At 29.2% G+C, this 25,704-nt stretch carries 26 protein-coding genes; 15 read left to right on the plus strand and 11 right to left on the minus strand.

All coding sequences use genetic code 11. From position 1 onward, the window contains the following. Nucleotides 1–220 precede the first annotated feature (220 nt). The 3 genes from G6N05_RS01170 to G6N05_RS01180 all read right to left on the minus strand — a co-directional run bounded on the left by G6N05_RS01170 (nucleotide 221) and on the right by G6N05_RS01180 (nucleotide 1,621). Entirely contained in the window at nucleotides 221–424 is a 204-nt protein-coding gene (locus G6N05_RS01170) for a helix-turn-helix domain-containing protein (RefSeq protein ID WP_091464200.1), read from the minus strand. 2 nt (nucleotides 425–426) lie between these two features. Further along, nucleotides 427–981 (minus strand): hypothetical protein, encoded by a 555-nt coding sequence (locus G6N05_RS01175; protein ID WP_166124737.1) that lies wholly within the window; start codon nucleotides 979–981, stop codon nucleotides 427–429. A 277-nt stretch (nucleotides 982–1,258) separates the two neighbouring features. Then, nucleotides 1,259–1,621: a DUF983 domain-containing protein gene (locus G6N05_RS01180; protein WP_166124738.1), complete on the minus strand. Its 363-nt coding sequence runs from the start codon at nucleotides 1,619–1,621 to the stop codon at nucleotides 1,259–1,261. A 92-nt stretch (nucleotides 1,622–1,713) separates the two neighbouring features. Between G6N05_RS01180 and G6N05_RS01185 the strand changes: the two genes are divergently transcribed. Continuing rightward, nucleotides 1,714–2,574, plus strand: a complete 861-nt coding sequence (locus G6N05_RS01185) for a helix-turn-helix domain-containing protein (protein WP_166124739.1) — start codon at nucleotides 1,714–1,716, stop codon at nucleotides 2,572–2,574. Nucleotides 2,575–2,600: 26 nt separating this feature from the next. Here the strand turns inward: G6N05_RS01185 and G6N05_RS01190 are convergent, their stop codons facing one another. The 4 genes from G6N05_RS01190 to G6N05_RS01205 all read right to left on the minus strand — a co-directional run bounded on the left by G6N05_RS01190 (nucleotide 2,601) and on the right by G6N05_RS01205 (nucleotide 6,219). Continuing rightward, complete coding sequence (locus G6N05_RS01190; protein ID WP_166124740.1) at nucleotides 2,601–3,008, minus strand: hypothetical protein; 408 nt, start codon at nucleotides 3,006–3,008, stop codon at nucleotides 2,601–2,603. A gap of 4 nt (nucleotides 3,009–3,012) precedes the next feature. Next, nucleotides 3,013–3,852, minus strand: coding sequence for a GIN domain-containing protein (locus G6N05_RS01195; protein ID WP_166124741.1), 840 nt, complete (start codon nucleotides 3,850–3,852; stop codon nucleotides 3,013–3,015). 294 nt (nucleotides 3,853–4,146) lie between these two features. Then, on the minus strand, nucleotides 4,147–5,883 hold the full coding sequence (locus G6N05_RS01200; protein WP_166124742.1) for a PspC domain-containing protein: 1,737 nt from the start codon (nucleotides 5,881–5,883) through the stop codon (nucleotides 4,147–4,149). A gap of 6 nt (nucleotides 5,884–5,889) precedes the next feature. Further along, a complete protein-coding gene (locus tag G6N05_RS01205; RefSeq protein WP_166124743.1) occupies nucleotides 5,890–6,219 on the minus strand; it encodes a PadR family transcriptional regulator in 330 nt (109 codons plus the stop codon). A gap of 240 nt (nucleotides 6,220–6,459) precedes the next feature. On the opposite strand from G6N05_RS01205, the gene G6N05_RS01210 reads away from it, so the two are divergent. The 8 genes from G6N05_RS01210 to G6N05_RS01245 all read left to right on the plus strand — a co-directional run bounded on the left by G6N05_RS01210 (nucleotide 6,460) and on the right by G6N05_RS01245 (nucleotide 14,640). Further along, the gene (locus tag G6N05_RS01210) at nucleotides 6,460–6,921 is read left to right on the plus strand and encodes a DUF4442 domain-containing protein (protein ID WP_166124744.1); all 462 of its coding nucleotides are present in this window, start codon (nucleotides 6,460–6,462) and stop codon (nucleotides 6,919–6,921) included. Between the two features lie 85 nt (nucleotides 6,922–7,006). Then, complete coding sequence (locus G6N05_RS01215) at nucleotides 7,007–7,912, plus strand: TIGR01777 family oxidoreductase (RefSeq protein ID WP_166124745.1); 906 nt, start codon at nucleotides 7,007–7,009, stop codon at nucleotides 7,910–7,912. A 253-nt stretch (nucleotides 7,913–8,165) separates the two neighbouring features. Beyond that, nucleotides 8,166–8,702 (plus strand): nucleotide exchange factor GrpE, encoded by a 537-nt coding sequence (locus G6N05_RS01220; protein ID WP_166124746.1) that lies wholly within the window; start codon nucleotides 8,166–8,168, stop codon nucleotides 8,700–8,702. 75 nt (nucleotides 8,703–8,777) lie between these two features. Then, nucleotides 8,778–9,893 carry a molecular chaperone DnaJ gene (gene dnaJ / locus G6N05_RS01225; RefSeq protein ID WP_166124747.1) on the plus strand — a complete coding sequence of 372 codons (1,116 nt, stop codon included), beginning with the start codon at nucleotides 8,778–8,780 and terminating at the stop codon, nucleotides 9,891–9,893. Nucleotides 9,894–10,187: 294 nt separating this feature from the next. After that, nucleotides 10,188–11,105, plus strand: coding sequence for an ABC transporter ATP-binding protein (locus G6N05_RS01230; protein ID WP_166124748.1), 918 nt, complete (start codon nucleotides 10,188–10,190; stop codon nucleotides 11,103–11,105). A 177-nt stretch (nucleotides 11,106–11,282) separates the two neighbouring features. Further along, nucleotides 11,283–12,599, plus strand: a complete 1,317-nt coding sequence (locus tag G6N05_RS01235; RefSeq protein WP_166124749.1) for an ABC transporter permease — start codon at nucleotides 11,283–11,285, stop codon at nucleotides 12,597–12,599. A 94-nt stretch (nucleotides 12,600–12,693) separates the two neighbouring features. Then, nucleotides 12,694–13,857, plus strand: coding sequence for a sigma-54-dependent transcriptional regulator (locus tag G6N05_RS01240; protein WP_166124750.1), 1,164 nt, complete (start codon nucleotides 12,694–12,696; stop codon nucleotides 13,855–13,857). A 168-nt stretch (nucleotides 13,858–14,025) separates the two neighbouring features. Beyond that, complete coding sequence (locus G6N05_RS01245; RefSeq protein ID WP_166124751.1) at nucleotides 14,026–14,640, plus strand: DEAD/DEAH box helicase; 615 nt, start codon at nucleotides 14,026–14,028, stop codon at nucleotides 14,638–14,640. Between the two features lie 78 nt (nucleotides 14,641–14,718). Here the strand turns inward: G6N05_RS01245 and G6N05_RS01250 are convergent, their stop codons facing one another. After that, nucleotides 14,719–17,472, minus strand: coding sequence for a PKD-like domain-containing protein (locus tag G6N05_RS01250; protein WP_166124752.1), 2,754 nt, complete (start codon nucleotides 17,470–17,472; stop codon nucleotides 14,719–14,721). A gap of 112 nt (nucleotides 17,473–17,584) precedes the next feature. Here G6N05_RS01250 and G6N05_RS01255 point away from each other — a divergent pair, with 112 nt between their 5' ends. The 6 genes from G6N05_RS01255 (at nucleotide 17,585) to G6N05_RS01280 (ending at nucleotide 23,229) form a co-directional block, all read left to right on the plus strand. After that, the gene (locus G6N05_RS01255; RefSeq protein WP_166124753.1) at nucleotides 17,585–17,785 is read left to right on the plus strand and encodes a DUF2007 domain-containing protein; all 201 of its coding nucleotides are present in this window, start codon (nucleotides 17,585–17,587) and stop codon (nucleotides 17,783–17,785) included. A gap of 134 nt (nucleotides 17,786–17,919) precedes the next feature. Then, on the plus strand, nucleotides 17,920–19,554 hold the full coding sequence (locus G6N05_RS01260; RefSeq protein ID WP_166124754.1) for an ABC-F family ATP-binding cassette domain-containing protein: 1,635 nt from the start codon (nucleotides 17,920–17,922) through the stop codon (nucleotides 19,552–19,554). 58 nt (nucleotides 19,555–19,612) lie between these two features. Next, nucleotides 19,613–21,085: a hypothetical protein gene (locus G6N05_RS01265; RefSeq protein WP_166124755.1), complete on the plus strand. Its 1,473-nt coding sequence runs from the start codon at nucleotides 19,613–19,615 to the stop codon at nucleotides 21,083–21,085. Between the two features lie 97 nt (nucleotides 21,086–21,182). After that, the gene (locus G6N05_RS01270) at nucleotides 21,183–22,250 is read left to right on the plus strand and encodes a hypothetical protein (RefSeq protein WP_166124756.1); all 1,068 of its coding nucleotides are present in this window, start codon (nucleotides 21,183–21,185) and stop codon (nucleotides 22,248–22,250) included. Continuing rightward, nucleotides 22,250–22,789 carry a YqiA/YcfP family alpha/beta fold hydrolase gene (locus G6N05_RS01275; RefSeq protein ID WP_166124757.1) on the plus strand — a complete coding sequence of 180 codons (540 nt, stop codon included), beginning with the start codon at nucleotides 22,250–22,252 and terminating at the stop codon, nucleotides 22,787–22,789. Before G6N05_RS01270 ends, G6N05_RS01275 begins: the two co-directional genes overlap by 1 nt. Continuing rightward, on the plus strand, nucleotides 22,786–23,229 hold the full coding sequence (locus G6N05_RS01280; RefSeq protein ID WP_166124758.1) for a hypothetical protein: 444 nt from the start codon (nucleotides 22,786–22,788) through the stop codon (nucleotides 23,227–23,229). The genes G6N05_RS01275 and G6N05_RS01280 overlap by 4 nt, the downstream gene beginning before the upstream one ends. 1 nt (nucleotide 23,230) lies before the next feature. Here G6N05_RS01280 and G6N05_RS01285 read toward each other — a convergent pair whose 3' ends face one another. The 3 genes from G6N05_RS01285 to G6N05_RS01295 all read right to left on the minus strand — a co-directional run bounded on the left by G6N05_RS01285 (nucleotide 23,231) and on the right by G6N05_RS01295 (nucleotide 25,703). After that, nucleotides 23,231–24,136, minus strand: a complete 906-nt coding sequence (locus G6N05_RS01285; RefSeq protein ID WP_166124759.1) for a helix-turn-helix transcriptional regulator — start codon at nucleotides 24,134–24,136, stop codon at nucleotides 23,231–23,233. Between the two features lie 221 nt (nucleotides 24,137–24,357). Then, the gene (locus G6N05_RS01290; RefSeq protein ID WP_166124760.1) at nucleotides 24,358–24,804 is read right to left on the minus strand and encodes a sterol desaturase family protein; all 447 of its coding nucleotides are present in this window, start codon (nucleotides 24,802–24,804) and stop codon (nucleotides 24,358–24,360) included. Between the two features lie 59 nt (nucleotides 24,805–24,863). After that, nucleotides 24,864–25,703 carry a phytoene/squalene synthase family protein gene (locus G6N05_RS01295; protein ID WP_166124761.1) on the minus strand — a complete coding sequence of 280 codons (840 nt, stop codon included), beginning with the start codon at nucleotides 25,701–25,703 and terminating at the stop codon, nucleotides 24,864–24,866. Nucleotide 25,704 lies beyond the last annotated feature (1 nt).

Below are 25,704 nucleotides of genomic sequence, written 5' to 3' on the forward strand. Positions count from 1 at the left end.
ATGACCTATAAAAAATAAAATTTACATATATAAAATAAGTAAGTTTTTATAAAAATGCAAAATCCCGATTCTGTTGAAGTTTCGGGATTTTTTTATGTTAAATAACCTATTGTTTTAAATAGTTATTTTGCCGTCAGTTCGAGTGGTATTTTGGTGTCTCATTCCAAAATGAGATACCAAAAAAATGTATCAAGAACCTTTTCTGTTGAAAATAACTAGATTACTCAGTATATTCCAAAATATCTCCAGGCTGACAATCTAATACTTTGCAAATCGCTTCCAACGTACTAAAACGAATGGCTTTTGCTTTTCCTGTTTTTAAGATGGACAAATTCGCTAATGTCAAATCGACTTTTTCTGAAAGTTCATTTAACGACATTTTTCGCTTTGCCATCATCACGTCTAAGTTTACAACTATAGCCATAATTATACGGTTAAATCTAGTTCTTCTTGCAATTCAATGCCTCTTTTGAAAATAAAGGCAATCACAAATAAAATCACACCCATAAATAACCAAACATCTCCACCAGCAATTTTTAATAAATGAATAGTAGGCATTTTTATATTTTGATTCGCTAACCATTCTGTATAATTCAAACCATAATTAGAGAAAAAACCTATCCCAAAAGAGATAAATGCTTCTAATAAAATAAATTTTCTCACGGAATGATTAAATGGTGAAGTTATGGAAAGTTCTTTGTTTTCAATAATTCTAATAATCAAGTAAAACATCAAGGCTTTTAGAATAGACACTATACTCATGATTGAAGTTACAACAATAAAATGACCTTTGTCAAATTGGTACAAAGATGAAAAGTCGATTTGATTCCAGAAAAAACCTGCTCCAATTGGATTATAAAGTAAGGTATAAAAAAGATTGAATAGAATTCCACCGGCTTCAATACAAAGTCCAATAAAGATAATCCAACAAAGAATTCTTAACACCATAAGCATTTGCTTCGAACTAATTTTAATTTCCATAATTTTAAATATTAAAAGTTGATGATGCAAATATCAATAAAAATTTATTGAAAAACAATAAAAATATATTTTTTCTCGATTGATTTGAAAATAATTTCAAACCCGTGATTTTATTTCCAACGTCAGTTTGAGTGTTTTTTGTGTAGTGAAACGTAACAAAAAATGTATCGAGAACCTATAATTTTACTTGTTCTCGATACATTCCAATTCATGCTTCAAAGGAACACTCGAACTGACGAAAATTCCCATAAAATCTAATGATATAATTTTTTAAATATTAATTCGAATAGTTTTTGAAAATATAAATCCAAATCATTCTTGACAATCTTAGGTTGAAAGATGACAACAATAAAATCACAACAGCAATAATTGGTATCATTCTTAAATCGATTGTTTTTTCAAAAAATTGATGTGCGATGACGTACGTAATTATAGCTTCTCCAACACCTAAACCATAACTAACAAACATTGAACCGAAGAAAAAGCCAGGTTCTTTTTCAAATTTCTTGTTGCAATGACTACAATATTCGTTCATTTTTGGAAAACCAATACTGAAGAAAAAACTTTTATCTCTAAATACTTTTCCTTTATAACAATTTGGACAATCATTATTCAATATGTGTTTGATAATTTGTAACATAATCAATTATTTTTATGCAAAATTAAGACATTAACATGTTTTAAAATTGTCGTATATTCGCTAAAAATGGTATTATTAAGACATTAGAGTAGATGAAAAAATTGCCTGTTTATCAAATAAAAAAATTCAATTGTCATTCTGAAGAAAACGATTTGTATTTCAATGATTTCAAATCGCATTTAATTGATCACGATTTTATTGAAAATTCGCACAGTCATAATTTCTATTTATTGATGCTTTTTACGAATGGTACCGGACTTCATACGGTCGATTTTAATACATATGCTATTCAACCGAATTCTTTGTTTGTATTGAAACCTGGACAAATACATAGTTGGCAACTTTCCGAAGATATAGATGGTTATATTGCGTTTTATTCTCAAGAAGTGTACAATGTGTATTTTGGTTCGAAACAAATTGAAAATTATTCGTTTTATCGAGATTCGAAAAATTCGCCAGAAATGATTTTAAACGATTTTCAAACCCAAGAAATTTCTACTTATTTTGATTTGATATTGGAAGAAAATCACAAAAATGAATTCAAAAAAACAGAGAAATTATTAAACCTTTTAGATATCATTCATATTGAATTAGCTAGAATTTATGAATCCCAGCAAGATCATAATTTGCATTCGTATAACGTAAAAATTCAGGAATTGGAACAATTAGTGAACCAGTATTTTAAGACTGAAAAATTGCCTTCTTTTTATGCGGATAAAATGAATATGAGTTTGAAACATTTGAACCGAATTTGCAAAAATGTATTAGATTGTACGCTAACTGAATTTATTTATAACAAAATTATTTTAGAAAGTAAGCGTTTATTGTCCGCTAATACCATGACAATTGGCGAAGTGGCAAACGAATTAGGATTTGAAAATTATTCTTATTTCACGAAAGTTTTTAAAAAATATACCAATTTGACTCCGAAAGATTTTAAGGGGTTGGTGTAGAAAAATCGCGTAATAGGAAAATATTTTTATTTACCAATTATTCCAAATCTTTTGATTTTAAGTAATTCGGTAGTATTTTCGTCAGTTAATGAATTGGCTTCAAAAGTAAATTTTTTATCGTATAATTTTCCGTTTAGAAAATACGTTAACATGAAATGATTGTTCAATTGTAGCACGTTGTTTTCTAATAATTCAACTTTTATGGCAGATTCTGGTAAAACTTCTGCAAAAGCGTGACGGAAACTTCCGGTTTTTCTTTCTTCGTTATTAATAATTCCTTCTGCATTAGAAACCACCATGGCCATTTCTAATTTTTCTGAACTATTATTTAAGATGTAGGCATACCAAGAATTTTCTCCAAAATCTTCATTCCATTCTTTAATGGCTACAATATATACGTTTTCCACTTCTGGAATTATAATATCTTTCTTCATTATATTACTTCTCTTTCTTAGCTAAAATAGCACTATTTGTAAAGACTTTTAAATCTACTTTAGGTTCGCCTAATAAATCGATTTCTGTTTTCCCTGATGCTGAAATTTCAATTGATTTTTGAGCGTTTACAGAACATTTTGTGTAGCTTTCTGCGACTAATTCCATATCTTTTACAGTGAACTTTTTCGCAATTAAACTTGAATTATTGTCTAATCTGATTTTAGCAATTTGCGCATCGCCTTCAATTTCAGCTTCCGCTTTTTGGTACAAATCGATTTTAGCTTCTGGCGAAGCAATTAAGCCTTTTACTTTTGCATCTTTACTTAATTCAAGAAAAGTTTTATCCGATTTAACATTAATTTCTGCTTTCGATTTATCTGTCATTATTAATGTAAAATTCGTAGATCTTATGTTTAAAAAAGATTGTGATCTATCGAAATTTTTAATGGTAATGTTTTCTAAATTAATATCAGCAATAGCATTAATCTTACTATCGTGACGGGCTACAATTGTTTTTAAACTATCGGTATAATTTACTCTAATCGCTACCTTTTTTTCGCCAGTAGGTTGTTTTAAAGCTGTTAGTTTTAACGTATTTCCCAAAACATTATAACTAATAATGTCGTGTAAATTATCGTCAGCTTCAATTTCAATTGATTGTTTTTCTGATTTTACAAAATACACATCTAAAAATTCTTCAATTTCAACATTTTCGAATGACTCAACTTCTTTTACTGAAATAGTAACAATTTTTGAACCTTTTATTTTTTCTAATTTAACTTGAGCTGAGGCAATAGTGAAGCTAAACAATGCGATAACGATGATTGTGAATTTTTTTGTCATTTTTATGTTTTTTATTTTGATAGGCAAATATATTAAAAAAAATCCCGAAAAAATCGGGATTTATATGATATGCAAGTAGAATTTATAGGAAATCCTACAGAAAATATGTTTTGTTATTTATTACTAAAATATGCTTTCTATAAATTGAATCACTAGTTGTACAGCAACATCAATTACTTTTATTACAAATTGTATCATAATTATTTAGTTTAGTGTTTTCGATTTTTAGTGTTGTAAAATTATTAAAATTTTCTCAACTCTCATTTAACAAAAGTATAAAGTTTTGTTAAAAAATTAATTTTTTGATTTTCTCACTTCCGTGTTAATAATCTCTTTTCCATTTACTTTAACAGAAACTTTTTCAATACTATCGTTTTCAATTTTAGTAGTTTCCACTCTATTATCTCCAATTATTTCTCCAGAAACATTTTCAATATGAGTTTCTTCGTCCTCATTATCCGTGTCAATTGGACAATCTAAACATTTTAGCTCATTTTCAGTAACTTTGTATCTGAAGCCTTCTGGTCCGTATCCGTAATCATAATCAGAGTTATGTCCGCTTAAATATCTTTCAACATTTTTGTTTGGATAATATACCATTCCTTCAGGCATGTATAAGTAAATATCTACTTCTTGACCTCTAAATTTATTTTCAACATCCGTTAAGAAATAATTATCTAAAAGCAATTGTTTACCCACAAATTTGAAGTTGTATTTGATTTTTTCCGCTCTTTTATTTGCTTCATCGAAATTTTTACCTTGAGCCGTTTTTTCTACAATAACATAAGGTTGTTTTTTATCTGTATATTTTAAATGAAAGTTTACATTGTTAGAGTAAATTATATCATGTTTCGCTGAATCTTGAGTAATTCTTAAACCTGAATTGTCATGATTACTTTTTGAGAAGAAATCATTAGTTGCAAATTTAACTTCAAGTGTGTCAGTTGCTACAATTGGAAGTAATTCTTTTTTAGAAACTTTTCCATCATGACTTATTTCCGTTGCATAATTTGCACCTACAAATCCTAAAGCCACGATTGAAAATAACCAAAGTGCCAATAAAGTGTATTTTGCATAATTTCCAATTGATTTGGTGTTCGGAATTAATAATCTTAAACCAACTAATACAAAGAAAAATAATGGAATTCCTATTGTAAATAATACAAATAAGCCTTGTGCCCAAAGTGGAATATCAAAATTAAATGGTGTATGAAAATTGTCATGTAACATTATTTCTGGTAATGTTGACGTAAATAATAAAACGATTGATCCGATTACTACTCCTAAAAATGAAACTGTTGCGAAAAGTAAGATAAAAAATCCAAGTACTTTTCCGAAAGCTTTGAATAAGGTTACAATAATGTCACTTAATGTAGAACCTACTCTTTCTGCTCCATATTTCGCATTGGCAGCAATCTTGTCGTGATCTAAGTTGGAGAATTTATCTGAAATTTCACTAAACCCTTCTTTTACTTTTTTCTCAATATTTGAAATTGTAATCGGCTCTCCTCTCATTTCTAATTTTTGAGAAGTTGTAATAGCTTCAGGTACTAAAATCCATAAGATTAAATACAACACTAAACCAGTTCCAAATCCGAAGAATAAGATCACCATTATTATTCTTAACCATAATGGATCTACTCCAAAATAATGACCTAATCCAGACATAACACCACCTAATAAAGAATTTTCTTTATCTCTGTATAATTTCTTAGTTGAAGCACCTGAGTTAGAATAACTTGAATAATATTCGTTTTTTGGAGTTTCGTCTTCAATTTTATAGTCTTCAGGTTGTCCCATAATAGCAATAACATCGTCTACTTCTTTCAAACCAATTACTTGTTTCGTAGTCCCTAGTTTTTCTGTAAAAATTTCAGAAATTCTACTTTCTATATCCTTAATAATTTCTTCTCTACCGTCTGGAGACAATGATCTTCTAACCGCATCAAAGTAATTGCTTAATTTTTTAAAGGCATCTTCATCTATATGAAAAAAATATCCTCCTAAATTTATACTTGTTGTTTTGTTCATGACCTGTTAGTTTTGATTAGTTATTGTGTTTACAGCACCAGATAATTCGCTCCAAGTGTTGTTTAATTCTTTTAAAAATTCTTTCCCTTCATCTGTTAAACCATAATATTTTCTTGGTGGTCCAGAAGTTGATTCTTCCCAACGATAATTTAATAAGTTATCGTTTTTTAATCTTGTTAGTAAAGGATAAACCGTTCCTTCAACTACAAGCAATTTAGCGGTTTTTAAAGTGTCTAAAATTTCAGATGTGTAAGCGTCTTTTTCTTTTAATACAGATAAGATGCAGAACTCTAAAACACCTTTACGCATTTGTGCTTTTGTGTTTTCAATGTTCATTTGTTGCTCATTTTTTTGTTAGTCCTGAAAACGTCAGGATTTCGTTTTTTGATTTGATGATTGAAACTTGATGATTTGAAAATAGTACTATAGTAAGTATGTTATTTTCTTATGCAAATATATATCTAAAAGCAGTTACCTTGTATCGCATAGTACTGATATTTAACATTTTTTTAACATTTAAAATTTATTATGAATGCATAGTATTTTTTGTTATTTTTACAAAAAATATAAGTAATTATGGAGTTCACACCGATTAAACTAAACACTTTTACGTTTTTTAAATTACCTTCTGCTTTTTGGAGTGGCGTGAGAGTAAAGTCAATTTCACCTGAAATATGTCAAACAACAGTTAAACATGGTTGGTTCAATCAGAATCCTTTTAAATCCATGTATTTTGCGGTTCAAGCAATGGCTGCGGAGTTTACCACTGGAGCTTTAGTGATGTATCGTATCAAAGAAAGTGGAAAAGACATTTCTATGTTAGTGGCTCAAAACAAAGCAGTTTTTACAAAAAAGGCTACTGGAAGAATCACTTTCACTTGTAATCAAGGGGATTTAATTGCAGAAGTGATTCAAAAAGCTATTGATACAAATGAAGGACAAACAGTTTGGTTAACATCTATTGGCGTAAATGAAAAAGGGGAACAAGTATCAGAAATGCAATTTGAATGGACGTTAAAAGCGAGAGTTAGAAAATAAACATTTGTTAATGTAAGTTAATCTTAGTTAATGTTTATTGTTAACAGTCAGCATGTTGTAAATTTGTATACTAAATCTTATAGAAATGAACGTATTAATAACAGGTGCTACTGGATTGGTAGGTAATAAACTAGTTGCCTTGCTTCATACAGACAATCATGTAATACATTACTTATCTACTTCTAAATCGAAATTAAAAGACAATCTTAATTACAAAGGCTTTTATTGGAATCCATCTACGGGTGAAATTGATACCAAAGCATTTGAAGATGTTTCCGTAATTATACATTTAGCCGGAGCTTCTATTTCAAAAAAATGGACAAAAGCCTACAAAAAAGAAATTATTGAAAGTCGAGTAGAAGGTGCGAATTTAATTTTCGAAACGCTTAAAAATATTCCAAATAAAGTAGAACGATTTATTTCGGCTTCTGCAGTTGGTATTTATCCAAACGATTTAAATTATGTGTATCATGAAAACAATACACAAATTGACCAATCGTTTTTAGGTGAAGTTACAGAACTATGGGAACAAAGTGCCAATCAATTTAGAAATTTATCAATTAAGGTTTCAATTGTCAGAATTGGTGTTGTTTTTGCAAAAGAATCTGGCGCACTAGTTGAAATGACTAAACCGGTAAGATATGGTTTTGGAGCTGTTTTGTCATCTGGAAAACAATATGTTTCTTGGATTCATGTTGATGATTTGGTTAGTATTTTTAAATTTATTTTAGATACTGATTTAAAAGGTGTTTACAATGCCGTTTCTCCCTATCCAATAAGCAATGAAGAATTGACAAAAGCTATCGCCAAAACGATAGAAAAACCTTTGTTTCTGCCAAATGTGCCAAAATTTATGTTGAATTTGATTTTAGGTGAAATGCATATTATTTTAACAAGTAGTCAAAACGTAAGTTGTAGAAAAATATTAGATGCTGGTTTTCAATTTCATTTTGCATCGTTGAATAAATCGTTGCAAAATCTGCTAAAATAATAGTAAAATAGGCTAAAATAAAAAAGTGTTACGTTTCATTTAACGTAACACTTTTTAGTTATATAATTTAAGATGAAATAAATTATGATTTACTTCTCCAAATTTATGTAATTGATTTAGAAGAAACTCTTAAAGAAATATTAAAATTTCTTCCAAAACGCCTTAAATTAAAAAATAATATACTGACAATGTGTCATAAATTAAAGAATGGCAACACTTTTGCAATCTCAATTTGAAAATAAAATATACAATCATGAGTCAAGAAAATACTGAAAACATCGAAAAGGAAATCATTCAGGATGAAAATGTGGTAGAAAACCAAGATGTTCAAGAAAATAATGAACCAGAAGTGTCAGTTGAAGAGCAATTGCAAGAACAAAAAGATAAATTCATAAGACTTTACGCAGAATTTGAAAATTACAAAAAAAGAACTTCAAAAGAACGTGTTGAATTGTTTAAAACAGCTGGACAAGAAATTTTACAATCTATGTTACCAGTATTAGATGATTTCGATAGAGCTTGGGCTCAAGTGTCTCAATCAGAAGATGAAGCTTTGGTAAAAGGAGTAGAATTAATTCATGAAAAATTAAAATCAACTTTAATGTCAAAAGGATTAGAAGTTGTTGAAATAAAAGCAGGTGATGCATTTGATGCAGATTTTGCTGAAGCTATTACTCAAATTCCAGCTCCAACTCCTAAATTAAAAGGGAAAATTGTTGATGTAATTGAAAAAGGTTACAAATTAGGAGACAAAATTATTCGTTTTCCAAAAGTAATCTTAGGTAATTAATTTTGTTTCAAGTTTTAAGTTTCAAGTTTGGCATAACCTGAAACAAAAATAACTTGAAACCTGAAACTAAAAAAAATGAGTAAAAAAGATTTTTACGAAGTATTAGGAATAGCAAGAAATGCTTCTCCTGAAGAAATAAAAAAAGCTTACCGAAAAAAAGCAATTAAATATCATCCAGATAAAAATCCGGGTGATGAAACTGCTGAAGAAAACTTTAAAACCTGTGCAGAAGCCTATGAAGTTTTAAGTGATCCAAATAAAAAAGCTAAATACGACCAATATGGTCACCAAGCCTTTGATGGTAATGGTGGTTTTGGCGGTGGGCATCACATGAATATGGATGATATTTTCAGTCAATTTGGAGATATTTTCGGTGGTGGTTTCGGCGGATTTGGCGGAGGCGGAGGCGGAGGTCAACGCAGAATGAAAGGAAGTAATTTGCGAATTAAAGTAAAACTTACTTTAGAAGAAATTGCCAATGGTGTTGAGAAAAAAGTAAAAGTTAAACGTAAAGTTCAAGCAGCTAGTGTAACTTATAGAACGTGTTCTACATGTAATGGTCAAGGTCAAGTAATGCGTGTGACAAACACTATTTTAGGTCGTATGCAAACTGCAGCAACTTGTCCTAATTGTGGTGGAGCAGGTCAAATGATTGACAGTAAACCTGCCAATGCTGATAGTCAAGGTTTTATTACAGATGACGATACCGTTTCAATTAAAATTCCTGCTGGAGTTGTTGATGGTATGCAATTGAAAGTTTCTGGAAAAGGAAACGATGCGCCAGGAAAAAACAGTATTCCAGGAGATTTAATTGTAGCTATTGAAGAAATTGAACATGAGTTTTTAAAGCGTGAAGGTGAAAATTTACATTACGATTTATATGTGAGTTTCCCAGAAGCTGCTTTAGGAATTTCAAAAGAAATAGAAACTGTTTCAGGAAAAGTTCGTATTAAATTAGAAGAAGGTATCCAATCTGGAAAAATTCTTCGATTAAAAGGAAAAGGAATTCCAAGTTTAAATAGTTACGGAAATGGTGACTTACTAGTTCACGTAAATGTTTGGACACCTAAAACCTTAAACAAAGAACAAAAACAATTTTTCGAAAAAATGATTGAAGACGAAAACTTTATTCCAAATCCGGAAAAGTCAGATAAATCATTTTTTGAAAAAGTGAAAGATATGTTCTCATAAATAAAAAATATTTCATACATTTGATATTCAGTTTTTTAAGGAAACTGAGATCTTTTTCATAGCAATTTTTCCCATCCTAATTTTTTAAAGTAAGGATGGGATTTATTTTTTAGCATATCTTTGTTTGTTACATAATTTCGGAAGTTTTTTTGTAACGAAAAGCCTATATTCTATACTAATTTAGAAATGAGCATTACTTAAATAGGTTATAAAAAAAACAAATTTTGATATGCGAATTACATATGACCAATAAAGAAAAAATAATATCAACATATTGAAAAGAAATACTATACAATGAATAATATTTTAGAAGTTAAAAATGTAGTGAAACAATATGGCGATTATACCGCGCTAAATTCCGTTTCATTAAATGTTCCTGAAGGCAGTATTTATGGTTTATTAGGACCAAATGGAGCAGGAAAAACCTCATTAATTCGTATCATCAATCAAATTACTTTGCCAGATGCTGGTGAAATTATTTTAAATGGTGAAAAATTAAATCCAAATCACATTTCAATGATTGGCTACATGCCAGAAGAACGCGGTTTATATAAATCGATGCGTGTTGGAGAACAATGTTTATACTTGGCTCAACTGAAAGGAATGAGCAAACAAGAAGCTAAAAAACAGCTAAAATATTGGTTCGAAAAGTTTGAAATTGAAACGTGGTGGGACAAAAAACTACAAGAACTTTCTAAAGGTATGGCGCAAAAAGTACAATTTATTGTCACCGTACTTCACAATCCGAAATTATTAATTTTAGACGAACCTTTTTCGGGTTTTGATCCTGTAAATGCGAATTTAATTAAGGATGAAATTATCGAATTAAATAAAAAAGGAACGTCGATTATATTTTCTACACACCGAATGGAAAGTGTAGAAGAAATGTGCGATTACATCGCTTTAATTCATAAATCGAACAAATTAATCGAAGGAAGATTAGAAGATGTAAAACGCGAATTCAGAACAAATACATTCCAAGTTGGGGTAATGACTCAAAATGTAGAAGGCTTAATGTATCAGTTGACTCAAAAGTTCACTATCGGGCAAACCGACTTCAAATCATTGAATGACGATTTAAAACTAGAAGTGCAATTAGGAAATCATACTACAAATGAATTATTGTCTATTTTATCTCAAAACGGACAAGTAACACATTTCGCAGAAAAAATTCCAAGTGTAAACGATATTTTTATTCAAACTGTTAGTTAATAACAATTGCAATAGAAAAATCAATATAAATAGATTCGTCACTTCGAGTGATTTTTGTTTCTCGTTTTTTGAGAACGAGAAACGAAAATTGTATCGAGAACTAAAATAAATATAAGTTGCTTTACAATTTTTATAATTTGAAACCAAAACAACTTTAAACTTGAAACAAAAAACATAATGAACAAATTACTATTAATCATACAAAGAGAATTTATTGCCAAAGTGCGCAACAAATCTTTTATCGTAATGACTTTTTTAAGTCCACTTATTTTCTTAGGAATGTCGTTTTTAATTGGCTATTTATCTAGCATTAATAAAGATGAAGCGACTAAAATTGCGATTTACGACCAAGGTAATATTTTAAAAAGTAGCTTAAAATCGGATAAAGAAACCGCTTATACAGATTTGTCTGCGATGCCTTTCAATGTGGCTAAAGATACAGCAAGTAAAAGCTATGAAGGTTTATTGTTTATTCCAAAAACAGCCACTATTCAGGATTTAAAATCGAAAGTAGAATTTATTTCAGACGAAAGTGCTAGTGCCGAATTTATAATAAATGTCGAAAATAAAGTAGATTCTATCTTAACTCAAGATAATTTCAAAACGAATAATTTAGACATTTTTAAAATTGAAAAAGCAAAAGTTGAATCGTCATTAAAATTGAGTAAATATTCTGGAGATGTCAGTTTAAAAGGAATTAATGAAATTAAAATCGGATTAGGTTTTCTTTTTGGCTATTTAATTATGATGTTCATTATCATTTACGGAAATTTTGTAATGCGAAGTGTTATTGAAGAAAAAACGAATAGAATTATCGAAATTGTTATTTCATCCGTAAAACCGTTTCAGTTAATGATGGGAAAAATTATTGGAAATTCATTAGCTGGAATTTTACAATTTACCATTTGGGCCATAGTTGGAACTTCAATTTTCTTTATTGTTTCCACCTTTTTTGGAGGCGAAACCGCTGCAAGTACAATGGCGACAACCAATCCAGAAGCTGTAAAATTAGCCGCTGAAAATAGTGGTTTAATGGCAAAATTACCTTTGTATTTAGATGAATTAGGAAATCTACCAATAGCAACAATCATCATTTCATTTATTTTCTATTTTATTGGTGGTTATTTCTTATACAGTTCATTATACGCCGCTATTGGTGCGGCTGTTGATAACGAAACAGATTCACAACAATTTTTATTGCCAATTATTATGCCTTTAATGTTGGGCGTTTATATTGGGTTTTTCACTGTTGCCAGTGATCCACACGGAAATATAGCTACGATTTTCTCTATGATTCCATTTACTTCACCAATTGTAATGCTAATGCGAATTCCGTTTGGTGTACCAACTTGGCAAATTATTGTTTCATTGGTCATATTATTTGGTACATTTGTTGGTGTAGTTTGGTTTGCCAGCAAAATTTACCGAGTAGGTATTTTAATGTATGGAAAAAAACCAACTTGGAAAGAATTGTATAAATGGTTGAAATATTAAAAATAGTTTAAAAGGTTTTAGTTTAAAAGTTTAGAAGATATTTCGCAAACCCTTTTAAACTTTTAACCCATTAAACTTTTAACCCAAAAAACGAATGAGTAAAATCCTTATCATAGAAGACGAAGCGCCAATTAGACGCGTTTTAAATAAAATATTATCGGAAGAAAGTGAAACGTATTTGGTGCAAGAAGCCGAAGACGGATTGAAAGGTGTTGAAATGGTTAAAAACGAAGATTTCGATTTAATTTTGTGCGATATCAAAATGCCAAAAATGGACGGAGTGGAAGTCTTAGAAGCCATCAAAAAAATCAAACCTGAAATTCCAATGGTGATGATTTCTGGTCATGGTGATTTAGAAACTGCTGTGAACACTATGCGTTTAGGTGCTTTTGATTATATTTCGAAACCACCAGATTTAAATCGTTTGTTAAACACGGTTCGAAATGCTTTAGATAAAAAACAATTAGTAGTAGAAAATAAAATTCTTAAGAAAAAAGTTTCTAAAAACTACGAAATGATAGGCGAGAGCGATGCCATTTCTCATATTAAAACTATGATTGAAAAAGTAGCACAAACCGATGCTAGAGTTTTAATTACAGGTCCAAACGGAACGGGTAAAGAATTAGTTGCTCACCAATTACATGAAAATAGTAATCGTGCGCACCAAGCTATTATTGAAGTCAATTGTGCTGCGATTCCATCAGAATTAATTGAAAGTGAATTATTCGGACACGTAAAAGGAGCGTTTACTTCTGCCGTGAAAGACAGAGCAGGAAAATTTGAAGCTGCCAACGGTGGAACTATTTTCTTAGATGAAATTGGCGATATGAGTTTGTCGGCGCAAGCCAAAGTATTACGTGCTTTACAAGAAAATTTAATTCAAAGAGTTGGTGCGGATAAAGATATTAAAGTCGATGTTCGTGTCATTGCGGCAACGAATAAAGATTTGAAATTGGAAATTGCCGAAGGTCGTTTTAGAGAAGATTTATATCACAGATTAGCCGTAATTTTAATTAAAGTTCCAGCTTTAAATGATAGACGAGATGATATTCCAATGTTAATTGAACACTTCACAACTAAAATTTCTGAAGAACAAGGAAATGCTAAAAAAACGTTTTCAAAAGAAGCGATAAAGTTATTACAAGAATACGATTGGACAGGAAATATCCGCGAATTAAGAAACGTAGTGGAACGTTTAATCATTTTAGGAAACCATGAAATTTCAGAATCAGATGTGAATTTATTTGCTTCTAAATAATAATAAGATTACAAAGAGAAATATCTTGTCATTCTGAACTTGTTTCAGAATCTTATGAAATTGATATTTGTAGAACCTGAAACAAGTTCAGGTTGACAAATGTTAATATGAAATCTTTATGTATCTTTGCGGACACTTTAGAGAATTTCTTCGAAATAAAAAAACAAAATGCAATTAAAAAAAATAAACCCACTTTTACAGGAAGCATTAATTGAAAACGGTTTAATTGAAGCCAACGAAATGCAACAAGAAACTTTTTCAACTATTAAAAGTGGTGCTGATGCAGTAATTCAATCTGGAAAAAAATCAGGAAAATCAACTACAATTGTTTTAAATGTGATTCAACGTTTGGAAAAACAATTTATGGAATCGCCAAGAGCATTAATTATTGTCGAAACTAAAGAGAAGGTTTTGGAAATGGTTGAAATGTTCAAAAAATATAACCGTTACACGCAATTACGAGTGTATGGCGCACATGATAAAGGTGATATGGATTGGGATAAAAATCAAATTTCTTTAGGAATTGATGTTTTAATCGGAACGCCTAATCGTTTAGATTTAATGTTTGCAACTGCCGGTTTTGACGTAAATAGATTACTTATGTATGTAGTTGATGATGCAGATATTTTGTTTAAACTTCGATTAGATGCAAAAACAAACAGAATTTCTGAAAGTATTTCTAAATCACAACGTTTGATTTTTTGTAATAAAATTTCAGATAGAGTTGAAGCTGTAGCTGATAGAACAATGATTGAGCCATTATTCTTCGAAATGGAAGATTAAATTATAAAATATTACTCAAAATAAAAAAACTCAAACCTTACAGTTTGAGTTTTTTTTATTCTTACTATTTGTATCTCTTTATTGTTTGATGATTCTTTGATTTACTATTCCGCTTTCTGTTTCAAATACAATGTTATAAATACCTGTATTTAAATCGGACAAATCAATAGTTCCAGTTTTTGTATTAAGATCTTTATATAAAACAGTCTGACCCATTTGGTTTGAAATTTGAACCGACATAACTTTGTTATTATAACTAAAGTTTATGTTGTCAAATGATGGATTCGGAAACATAACTAAATCTACACTTCCGTTATCATTAACTAGGTTTTCAGTAACTAAAGCATAAGTAACACCTGAACAATTTGTAACCATATTAAATACATTTACAGAATAATTACCTTCTTCTGTAGCGGTATACGTATTAGAAGTTGCATTTGGTATAATTGTATTGTTTAAATACCATTCAAAAGTATAATTAAAAGTGTCTAATCCTGTGTCTAATACATATGGAATTAAATTTCCATTCTCATCAACTGTAATTTCCCCATCTGTTAATGCTGAAGTGTTTGGTAAAGGGTTAACATGTACGATATAATCAGTTGTCCCTCCTTCGCAATTTCCTAATTTAGTAGTTACACTATATTTTACATATCCTTGAACATTTGAAGTGTTGTATAATACATCGTTTATAGAAAGTGGTGATACACCAGTTCCATTTGAAAATCCACTTACATTTTGAAAATCAGTTACCGTCCATTCTAATGTTGTTCCTGCAATATTTGGGGAAGTAGCAATGATTAAATTGGCCGTTTCTCCACTACATATATTATATGATGGTAAACTAATTGGTGCTCCTGGCGTTGGATTTACAGTAATTGTTACGGCATTTGTAATAGTTGCTCCAATACAGTTTCCATTTGTTGGTGTTATGTTAAAACTTATAGTACCTGCTGTTAATGAATTAATTAAAGCTAATTGCACATTAACAATTCCTGTTGTAGAAGTTCCATTTGTTACTCCTCCAACAATTTGAACACCTGTTGCAGAACTTACTTGCCAATTGTAATTCATTGCATATGGATAACTATTTGTTGTAATTGTCACAAATTGATTATTACAAATTACGTTATGATTAGCAACCGTTGAAGTAATAACCGGAATTGGTTTTACTGTTACTAAAATTTGTTGCGGAGTTCCATAACAACTCCCAATTTGAGGAATAACTGATATGCTGATTGTTCCGTTTATTGACGAATTAATTAAGTTAACAATTTGGTCAATATTAGTATGGTTTCCACTAATAGAAGCCATATTTACATTAGATGCAGTTGCATTCCAGGTATAAGTTGTACCTGGTAAGGTACTTGTTAATTGTGAAGCAATATTCAATGTTTCGCCATTACAAATAATAATATCTGGAATTTGCGTGATAAATTGTGGTGTTGGAGTAACTGTAACAGTGGTTGTGCTTTCGGGTCCAGAAACTGAAGTTGAACAACTATTTAAATTTGCACTGATTAAAGTATAAGTTGTGGTTACTGTTGGAGAAACAGGAATAACAATGATTCCAGAAGAACCAATTGTATAAGTATATAAATTGCTACCATCAGTCATTGTGAAAACGACTTCTGGATTACTTGTTACTGTCAAATTAGCTGAGCCTCCAGCGCAAATTGATGTACCTCCAGAAATTGTGGCATTTCCTGGACCCATAACCACAGTAATTGTACCTGTAGCATAAGCCGTTCCGCAACCTCCTGTTAAAGGAACCGTATAATTAAATACACCAGTTGATGCAGGTGTACCTGTTATTGTTATCATACCACTAGACCAAGATGCTGTTAATCCCGCTGGTAATCCAGTACATACTCCCATACCTGTTGCACCTGATACAGTATGTGTAATTGGTGTCACAGGTGTATTAATGCATAATGTTGGTGTAGAAGAAGCAACTGAAACAGTATTACTTGAAACTATAATTGTACCTGTAGCATTAACCTCTCCGCAACCTCCAGTTGAGAAAATAGTATAATTAAATACGCCAGCCATTGTTGGTGTACCTGAAATAGTTATTGTATTTCCTGACCAAGAAGCTGTTACTCCTACTGGTAATCCTGACTGTATAATTCCAGTTGCTCCTGTTGTTGTATGAGTAATCGGTGTTAAAGGGGTATTAATGCACAATGTTGGAAAAGATGAAGCAATTGAAACAGTATTACTTGCTGAAACAACAATAGTACCTGTAGCATTAACCGTTCCGCAACCTCCAGTAATAGGAATATTATAATTAAATACACCAGCAACTGTTGGGGTACCCGATATTGTTATGGTGTTTGAAGACCAACTTGCCGTTACTCCAGTTGGTAATCCTGTAGGAATTCCCATACCTGTTGCACCTGTTGTTGAATGTGTAATTGTTGTCAAATAAGTGTTTATACACAATACCGGAAATGAAGAAGCTGATGTAACAGTATTACTTGGTAAAACAGTAACTAATGTTGTGACATTTACAGCAGGGCAACTTCCGTTTGCTGCAATTGTATATAAAACGGTATACACACCAGGTGTACTAGTATTTGGTGTAATTGCTCCGGTTGTTGGGTTTAATGTTAATCCAGATGTAGAAATAAAAACGCCACCTAAATAAGCATCAGTTCCTGTTAAAGTTACATTTTGTATGCTTGTGTCAGAAGAACAAAACGGAGTACCTACATAGCTAATAGTAGCAGTTGGACAAGCATAAGTATCATTAGATTTATTTTCCGCAAAAGAGTTTATTCCAGATAATAAAAAAATAGTGATTAAAAAAAAATGTAGTGTATGTTTCATATGATTTGTTTTATAGAAACCAAATGTAATTAATTTTATTCTATTCTGTTTTAATATTAAATAATTTTTAAAATATCCTATCTTTGCACCTCGAAAATCCAAATACATATACATGGGACTTATTAAAATTTTTTCTGGAAAAGAAAGCATTGCCAAAAATTTACAAACGGTTATTGAAAAAGGTAATGTGACTGTTACACAACGTGAAAACAAACAAAATTCTGGAAGCGCAGCAATCGTTGAATTATTTATTGAAGAAGACGATTTTATGAAAGTTCGCGATGCTATCGAGGATTTTAAAATGAATATGTAAATTAGTGAAGAGCCAAGTAAAAAGAGCCAAGTAAAAAGAGCCAAGTAAAAAGAGCAAAGTAAAAAGTATATAGTAAATACCATTTACACAAAACCTTTTAACCTTCTAAACGCATAAACTTATAAACAGAAAAAATGATTACAGTTAACGATATTGCCGTAGAATTTGGCGGAACAACACTTTTTAGCGATGTTACTTTTGCTATTAATGAGAATGATAAAATTGCCCTTATGGGTAAAAATGGTGCGGGAAAATCGACATTATTAAAAATTGTGGCAGGAGAAAGCAAAGCAACTCGTGGTACAATTTCTGCACCTGGAGATGCTGTAATTGCTTATTTGCCTCAACATTTATTGACTTCAGACGATTGTACCGTTATGGAAGAAGCATCAAAAGCTTTTGCTGATGTTTTAGATATGAAAAAAGAAATTGACGAAATTAATGAGCAATTAACAGTTCGTACAGATTACGAAAGTGACGAGTATATGAAGTTAATCGAACGCGTTTCGGAACTTTCTGAAAAATTCTATTCTATTGAAGAAGTAAATTATGAAGCGGAAGTAGAAAAAGTTTTAAAAGGTTTAGGTTTTGAACGTGAAGACTTTACTAGAAATACATCTGAGTTTTCTGGTGGTTGGAGAATGCGAATTGAATTGGCCAAAATCCTATTGAAAAAACCAGATTTGATTTTATTAGATGAGCCAACCAATCACATGGATATTGAAAGTATTCAGTGGTTAGAGGATTTCTTAATCAATCAAGCGAAAGCGGTTATGGTAATTTCTCACGATAGAACTTTCGTTGATAACATTACCAATCGTACTATTGAAGTGACAATGGGACGAATTTACGATTATAAAGCGGTGTATTCTCATTATTTAGAATTGCGAAAAGACAGAAGAATTCACCAACAAAAAGCCTACGACGAACAACAGAAATTTATTGCCGATAATCAGGCGTTTATTGATCGTTTTAGAGGAACTTTTTCTAAAACAGAATCCGTACAATCGCGTGTGAAAATGTTGGAAAAAATTGTTCCAATTGAAGTCGATGAAGTCGATACTTCTGCCTTAAAATTAAAATTCCCACCGTCTCCACGTTCTGGACAATATCCTGTTGTTGTAGAAGGTTTAAGAAAAAAATATGGTGATCATGTAGTTTTTGACGATGCCAATTTAGTTATAGAACGCGGACAAAAAGTGGCTTTCGTAGGTAAAAATGGAGAAGGAAAATCGACAATGATTAAAGCAATCATGAAAGAAATTGATTTTGATGGCGGGAAATTAGAAGTAGGTCACAATTCACAAATTGGTTATTTCGCTCAAAATCAGGCTTCATTATTAGATGGCGACATGACTATTTTTGAAACGATTGATCAAATTGCTGTTGGCGATGTTCGTACGAAAATTAAAGATTTATTAGGAGCGTTCATGTTCAAAGGTGACGATATTCAAAAGAAAGTAAAAGTGCTTTCTGGTGGAGAAAAAACACGTTTAGCCATGATTAAACTTTTGTTAGAACCTGTAAATGTTTTAATTCTGGATGAGCCAACAAATCACTTAGATATGAAAACGAAAGACATCATTAAAGATGCGTTACGTGATTTTGATGGAACATTAATCTTAGTTTCTCACGACCGTGATTTCCTAGATGGTTTAGCCACAAAAGTTTTCGAATTCGGAAACAAACGTGTGAAAGAACATTTTGAAGACATCAAAGGTTTCTTAGCACATAAGAAAATGGAAAACTTAAGAGAAATTGAGAAATAGTTTTTTAAGCATCATGTTTTGATGTTAAGGAAGTTTATGTTTGTATAAAATTAATAGTATGGAAAATTTTATGATTAAAAAATTTATTCATTGGTATGTGATAAATAACCAAAATAAAAATTCAAACTATTTAAAAAATAATTTTAAAAATGATGTTTTACTTTTTGAAGAAAAGTTAGAGGAAATTTCTAATGAGTTTTATAGTAACTATTTAATTAATCCATTTGAAATTGATGTAGATAATTCAAATGAAATTGAATTAAAAATCAACATAATTAAGTCAAAATTAGCAATTAAAGCTAAAGGCTTTGTTCAATATAATAAAAAATTTGGTAACGGAATACCCAATGCGCTTTTAAGTAAAAATAACTATTTGAGATTTTTAACAGAATTGTTAATTTTAAAAGAAGAAAAAATTGAATTTTCAAATTTCTTTTTAAGAAAAGAGTTTATTAATTATTTAATTAATGAAGAAAGTTTTACTGTTGGTTCTGCAAAAAGTTATGCAAGTTACGTTTCATCAGCAATTAAAAATACTTTAAATGATAATCTAAAAATTGATTTTTTTGGTAAAATTGAAGAGCATTTTATAAATTCAAATAATTCAGATGAAATTGAAGATTTATTAAATTTATGCATATCAATTATTCATAAAAAAACGATTAATGAAAACAAAAGTAAATACAAGTCAGGATTATCAGAGTATAAATCATTCCTTATTTCTTTAAAGTTTGATATTGATTTATGTTCGATTTATACTTCAAGTGAGGTGTTTTCTAAATTAAACTTAATTGAAAAGACAGAATGTATTGATTTAAAAATTAATCTAGGTGAAAATAACTCAGATGATTTAGGATTAGTTATAAGAGAAATTACAGATGAAAATGAATTTATTGATTTTGAAATTGATAAAGTTTCATTAATTTCAAATTTCAAAATGCGAATGATTACCCAAGACAGACTTTATGGTGATGTTTATTTTCCAATTAGATTTTTGAAGAAAATATTTTATCAGAAAAATGAAAATAAAGTGTTCTTTGATAAATTTATTTTAAATCAAATTGAAGAAATTAAAATATTTACATCTAATTCAGGAGAATTTATTTTATTGAAGAATATTGAGGGAATTTCAATAAAAAAAGATAAAGTTTATGTTGAAACATTAGAAAATAAGCATAGATTAGTATATACAGAACTTGCAATCGAAAATCAATATGATATTTTAAGTGTTCCAACACTAAGGAAAATTGCTATTGATCATGTTGTTCCAATGAAATCACTTTTACTAGATTTTAAAGACAAATTAAACGGATTGTATAATTTGACTGAGCTGTTAAAAAGTAAGGGAATAACTAAATCAGGTAAAGAATCTATTAAACAACTTGCAAAAATTGGTAATGAAATTATAGACAGTGATTTACTTTTAGATGACGAAATTAATTTAATAAAAGAAGATTTTACGTTTTTAAAAGATAAGTTAGAACTTCAATTAATGTGTGCAAAAAGTAATTTAGAAAAAAATAATAGATAATATTTCAAAACCGCTTTCAAGCGGTTTTTTTAAATTCCGTTTTTAAAATATCATAAAATGATACTGTGTAGAATTACCTTTACAAAAAATATAAATTATGACAACAGATAACATCAATCAGCCAGCTATTTATTATGTAATTCAAGGAAGAAAATTAGAAAATGATTCTACTTATATTGAGCATACTTTTATAGATATTAATCCAGAAATTGCAAGACAACGTGCTTTTGACTACTTAGAATATTATGTGCAATTATTGCAACAAGGTAAACAGTTGTTTTTTAGAGAAAATGAAAAATTAGTTAAAAATGAAGTTTCTCTTAATGATATTCAAAACACGACAGTTTCATTTGCAGAAAATAATGTTGGTATTGACGGAATTGCAATGTATATGGTAGTAAAAGAACCAATTTTATATATGAACATTTTAGATGAAAAAGAGGATAGATTTTTGATTTATGCTATAAAAAATTTATCTGAAAATGATATTGAAACAACAAAAAAATCTTTAATTAGAGAATATGGTTATTATAAATATATGCAAATTGATACTTCAAAAATAGAAGATGAAGTGCAGTTAATTTCAAAGTCTCAAAAAAAAGGTTTTGGTCAAAATTTAGTTTATACTACTTTGCAAACTCCTTTTGAATTTAGATTTGCAGATATTAATACAAAAAGTAAACAAATATTTAGGAATAATATTAATCAAGAATTAAAGAATATTAATTTACAAAAATCAGCTTTTATTACAGATTTAGATTATCATAACATACGAATTCAAATCGCAAGTTTGTTTAATTCAAAAGGCGGGAATGTGTTTTTATGTAATTTTAATAAAGGAATAATTCAGCCATTTTTTGATAATAAATCAATTGCTTCTATTACAACGTTAATTAAAAAAGAAATTTTTTCATATTTCCCGAATCATAAGTATTTTTTGCAAATTCATTTTGTGAAAATCAACAATGTTTTAGTGCCAATTATAGAAGTGAAAATTTTTTATAATAAGCCCTGTTTTTATGATAATGACATTGATAATAGTTTCTATTATCGAACTGAAAAGGGTTTGAAGATTATTTCTAAAACAGAAGATATTGTTTCTTATGTTACAGAAAATATAGTAAATAATAAAAAAGCATTAAATGATTTGTTAGATAGTTTATAATGGAAACAAAATTATATTATATACATGGTTTGTATGGTTCTGAAAAATCATACAAGTTTTTAGAGTTAAAAGAAAAATATCAAAACATCGAATGTTTAACGTGGAAAGTTGATGATACTATTCATTTAAAACTAAATGAATGGAAACATAAAATTGAAGCAGATAAATCTAATGAAACTTGTATAATTGCTAGTTCTACAGGTTGTAATTTAGCTTATCAATTACGTCAAATGTGCAAACCAAATTTTATTAAATTAGTTTTTATTAATCCATTGTTTGATATATCTGATGTTTATGATTCTGGATTAATGCCAAATCAACTTTTGCAATATTTATTAAAAATTGAAAAACATTCGGAATCATTATTGCTTTTTTCAAAGAATGATGAAGTAATAAACCATAAAAAATATTTATCTGAGACTTCTTTTATTTTTAAAAATAACCAGGTTATTATTGATGAAAAGTCGACTCATAATTTTAAGAATTTAAATGAACATTATATAGAAATTGATAACTTAATTAATGCATTTTATTTATGAAAACACCAATAGAATTATTTGAAGAAAAAAGGGATAAATACATTGCATTAATTCCACAAGAATCTAAATGTCGTTTTGAAAAACATAAACTTGTAAAAGAAAAACAATTCGAAAAATCATTATTACTTCGTAATGAGTTAAAGATAATTAGAGAAGAAAAAGAAAATATTTATAATGAAATAATGGAAATTTATGATTCTGAACCTATTTCAACTACAAATATTAGTTTAAAAAAAGAAATATTAACTTTTGTAGCAAAATTAGGTTATAATTATGTTGAATATTCCATTAATCAAGCAATAAAAAAACAAGTACAGTATTTAAATTTACAACATAAAATTGCTTTTGAAAATAAAGATTTTGAAAATAGTGTTAAAAACAGTGATGAAGCAATCAAACTAATTGCAATTTCTAATAAACCATTAGATTTTTTTCTGTAATTTATTTGTTTCTTTTTAAAGCTTCTTGAAAAATAGAAGCTAATTTTTTTCTTAAGTGTAAAGGTTCTATAACTTCAATAGACCAACTTCTGGACAACAATTCCATTATAAAATCTAGTGTTATTTTTATATTTAAAGTAACTTCATATCGATTTTCTTTTTCAATAAAATTTATTTGTTGAGAAGTATGAATTGGATACGATTTTATATAATTACCATCACGAATATCAAAACCTAATTTTACAAACTCAGTTTTTTCATCTGTAAACATTGCAAAAGAATCTCTAAAATAATCGTTAATTTCCGTAATTGAAGGCGATTTTTTGTATGTTCTAACGGTTAATGTTACGTTATTAATTCTGTCTAAGCCAAAAGTTCTAAATTCTTGTGTGTTTTCATAAAATCCAATCAAATACCATCTGTTTTTACTTTCTTTTAAAGCAAATGGTTTAACAGTTTTTGTCTCCGTTACATTAATATCATATTTGAAATAATAAAATTCAATTATTGATTTTTTATTTATTGCTTCAGTTAAAATCGAAAAATTTTCAATTCCATTTGATTTTCTTTTTTCAGGAATTATATATTCAGGCAAACCTGAACTATTTACTAATGATGAAAAAATTTTAAATGAATTTAATAAAAGTTCTATTCTTGAATCGTTAATGGTATAATCGTTTAAAGTATAAATTTTGTGTTTTTTCGAATACGGTATATCAAGTCCAAAATCTTCTCTTAATTCTTTTAAATCTCGTTTAAATGCTAAGTCAAGATATTTAAAATTTTGGTTTAATAATTCGAATTTCTTTTCAATAAAACTAACCAATTCGTTTTTTGATATACCGTCTTGGTTATCAAGTAATATATTAATGATTAATAATTGTCTAGAAATTTTGTTTTGTAACATTGTGTCAAATCTTTACAACAAATTTAATTAAATAACTTTTCGAATGTTAAGGTTTAACTACAAAAGTTTCCGAATTCGGAAACAAACGAGAAAGAACATTTTGAAGACATCAAAGGTTTCTTGGCACATAAGAAAATGGAAAACTTAAGAGAAATAGAGAAATAGTCTTAATCAGAAGTGATTAGTGATTATATAAAAAAAGCTCCAAATGGAGCTTTTTTTTATGCATTTTTATAATGTTTAAAAGGAAATAACAACATTCCGAAACATTCTCCTTGTCCTTTTCCTAAATGTTTGTGATGCATTTTGTGCGCTCTTCTTAAAGCTCGTGCATATTTGTTATTAGCATTTCTAAATAACTTAAAACGTTGATGAATGAAGATATCGTGGACTAAAAAATAAGTTAATCCGTAAGCGAAAATTCCTAATCCGATTGCTAAACCAATTTCTAAAATTCCGTTTTGCCATAAGAAGAAAAACGTCATACTTACAACAGCATAAAATACAAAAAACGTGTCGTTTCTTTCAAACCAAGAATCGTGATCTTTTTTGTGATGATCGGCGTGTAAGTTCCACAAAAAGCCGTGCATAACGTATTTGTGCGTAAACCACGCCATAAATTCCATTCCGAAAAAAGTTAGTATAAATACTATAATATATAACCACATAATTTTATTTTTTTAATTTAAATTGTCAACTTCGTAAATCCCAAATCGTAGATCGTAATTTACAATAAATTTAATCTATATTTTACATAACAACGCGCTAGAAGTTCCGCTTTTTGGTAATTTGGAACTCTAATTCTGGTGTTTTTTATTTCTGCTGAAGGCGTTGCTTTTAAACGAGTAAGTAATCTTTTATAATAACGGTAAGCCGTATATACTCCGAATTTCGCTTCAATTGGTAAACGTAAAATGCCTTCATAAGCCAATTTGAAATCATTTTCAATGTCTTCAATGATTTCTTTTTTTGAAGATTCTGTTAGCTTTGTTAAATCGGTATTTGGAAAATAGGTTCGGTTTAAACCTTCAAAATCGGCTTTTAAATCTCTTAAAAAATTCACTTTTTGAAAAGCAGAACCTAATTTCATGGCAGAATCTTTCAAATCATTGTATTTTTTTTCATCTCCATTTACAAAAACCATCAAACACATTAAACCAACAACATCAGCGCTTCCGTAAATATATTCGTGATATTCTTTTGTTGTTTTGTATTCTTGTTTCTCCAAATCGAGTTTCATACTTTTCATAAAAGCATCAATTAATTCTCGTTTGATATGGTGTCTGTTTACGGTATGTTGAAACGAATTTAAAATCGGATTTAAACTTATTTTGTTTTTAATCGCATCATCTAATTCTATTTCAAATTTACGGAATAATTCTTCTTTATCATAATCGTGAAAACTATCTACAATTTCATCAGCAAAACGAACAAATCCATAAATGTTGTAAATATCTTGTCGGATGGATGGCGCTAACATTTTCACAGCAGATGAAAAAGAGGTGCTGTAAGCTTTGGTAACATTTACACTACAAGCGAAAGAAACGGTGTCAAATAATGCCTTCATT

It is taken from the genome of Flavobacterium bernardetii (assembly GCF_011305415.1).
Classification (GTDB): domain Bacteria; phylum Bacteroidota; class Bacteroidia; order Flavobacteriales; family Flavobacteriaceae; genus Flavobacterium; species Flavobacterium bernardetii.